The 2,224-nt window shown below is 68.4% G+C and carries 2 protein-coding genes and 1 pseudogene; 1 reads left to right on the top strand and 2 read right to left on the bottom strand.

The features are described from left to right. A pseudogene (locus tag E2C06_RS36195) lies at window positions 1-247 on the top strand (ATP-binding protein); the annotation flags it as partial. 399 nt (window positions 248-646) lie between these two features. On the opposite strand, the gene E2C06_RS36200 reads toward E2C06_RS36195, so the two are convergent. Together E2C06_RS36200 and E2C06_RS36205 are read right to left on the bottom strand one after the other, a co-directional pair. Continuing rightward, the gene (locus tag E2C06_RS36200) at window positions 647-1,651 is read right to left on the bottom strand and encodes an IS110 family RNA-guided transposase (protein WP_206664851.1); all 1,005 of its coding nucleotides are present in this window, start codon (window positions 1,649-1,651) and stop codon (window positions 647-649) included. A 26-nt stretch (window positions 1,652-1,677) separates the two neighbouring features. Further along, a partial coding sequence (locus tag E2C06_RS36205) for an IS66 family transposase (RefSeq protein WP_165982912.1) occupies window positions 1,678-2,224 on the bottom strand: 547 nt, incomplete at its 5' end.

A 2,224-nucleotide genomic window follows, 5' to 3' on the forward strand; every position in this document is an offset into this window, starting at 1 on the left:
CTTCGCCACCGGCGCGCCGCGCCAGCAGATCACCGAGCTGACCAGCCTGGCCTTCGTCGAGCGGGCCGAGAACGTGGTCTTCCTCGGACCCAGCGGCGTGGGCAAGACGCACTTGGCGATCGCGCTCGGCTACCTCGCCACCCAGCGCGGCTGGAAGGTGCGCTTCATCACCGCGGCCGACCTCGTGCTGCTGCTCGAGGCGGCGCAGCGGCAGGGGCGGCTGAAGGAGGTGCTGCATCGGGCGGTGAACATCTACCGCCGCTACCGCCGCCTCAACGTCGTGTACGACCGCGCCGGGGACCTCTTTGCCGGGCACACCTGGATTGCGATGACCTCCATCATCGCACGCCGGCTCGTCGCTCAAACCCAGGTGCAGTAAGGACTTTAATCGCGTACAGCTTCTAATCGGGGCTTCCAGGTCAACCGCCGAGGTGGAGGCTGACCACTGCCGGGGTCATGGTTCTCTCCGGGGTCGATGTTATCCGCCCCATGATGGGGGTCAGGGGTGGGGCGCCGCGATGTTTGCGACGGCCTGATCCGGCGCGGTAGCCAGACCGGCCAACGGGCTCTGCGCGGTCGCCATCACCCGCCGTCCCGGCAGAGACAGCCTCTCCGCCGGAGCGGAGCCTGGACGGTGGCGCGGAGGTCAGGCCATCTTGGCCTCCTGACGCGTCCACCAGAACTCGGTGCCGTCCACCCAGATGCAGCGAAGGATGACGGCGATCTTACGGGCGACCACGACCCGCGCCTTCTTGGCGCCGATCCGCTGGACCAGGCGGGTGCCCCACGCCTTGAGCGGTGAGAACTGCTGCACTTTCGTCAGCAGCACGTTGGCCGCCTCATACAAGCAGGTGCGGGTGAAGGCGTCACCGCACTTCGAGATGCGCCCATGCCGATCGGTCTCGCCGGATTGGTATCGGGTCGGGGTCAGCCCGAGATAAGGGCCGACGTCGCGTGCATGCTTGAACCGCTCCGGGTCATCGATGGTGGAGAGGAACGCCAGGGCGGTAATCGGCCCGACGCCAGGCACCGTCATGAACCGCTTGAGGGCGGGCTCGCTGCGGACGAGGTGGCGAATGTCGCGGTCCAGCGCGGCGATCTGAGCGACGACTTGCCTCTGCACCTCGGCGAGCTTCGCCACCAGGCTGCTGATGACCGGGTTGCCCTCCGCCAAGGTCTCGGCGCGACGGATTAGGGCATCGGTGTTCCCCTTGCCGAGGATCAGGCCGAAGGTCTTCAGCAGGCCTCGGATCTGCCCGTCCAACTCGACGCGGATCTCCACTAGGTGGCGCCGAGCCCCGAGCAGCGCCATGCGCTCGTGGGCGGTGAAGCTCTTGGCGGTGACGGCACGGTACCATCTCATGCGCAGCATCTCGGCCAAGCCGCGGGCATCGCTGCGGTCGGACTTGGTTGGCCGCATCGAGAGCGCGGCATGGGCATGCCGCGCATCCATCAGCACCACGGGCAGGTCTGCCTTCTTCAGCGAATGGTAAAGCCAGGGAGAGGTGGCGCCGGTCTCGAGACCCACCCGTGCAGCCTGCGGCGCCCTCTTGCGAATCAGGCTGACCAAGGCGCCAGGCTCGGCCGCGACCTTGCCCTCGAACATCACGGCTCCATTGCCGTCGATGACGCAGACACTGTAATTACCCACCCCCTCTGGCTTCTGCGGCGTAGCGGTCAGGCCGTGACAGTCGTCAGGATGGTGCCAAAGACGCTGGTGTTCGGCACGAGGCGGGCGGTGTCGACCACGGTGCGCACGTCCGCCTCGCCCTGAGCCGCCCACATCGCGCGATAGCCGTTGGTGACCTTGCGTTGGATCACGGCGGCGCGGAGGTCGCGCTCGCAGGCGTTGTTTGTCGCCCCGACCCGGCCAGGCCAGTCGACAAAGGTCAGCAGCTGGTCGCGCGCTCGCCGCAGCTTCGCTTGCAGCGCCCGCGTCAGCTCGCAGCCGCTGGGGGTTGTCAGGATCACGTCCAGCCTGCGCTCGAGGGCGCGCCGCTTGGCGGCCAGGGTGGAGGCGGCCAGGCCCGCGGCGGTGTCGGCCAGGTCGAAGGCTGAGCCCAGCCAGAGCTTGAGCCGGAATGGCACCGGGTCGTCGCTGGCCTCGAGCGCATACGCCACGTCGCGCGCCAGGTGTGCCAGGCAGGTCTGCTGGGCCACGCCGTGGCCCTGCTGCGCCGAGTAGCGGTCGGAGAGCCAGACTGCGGGGCGGTGCCCGTCCATC

The organism is Dankookia rubra, from assembly GCF_004355005.1.
Lineage (GTDB): Bacteria > Pseudomonadota > Alphaproteobacteria > Acetobacterales > Acetobacteraceae > Paracraurococcus > Paracraurococcus ruber_A.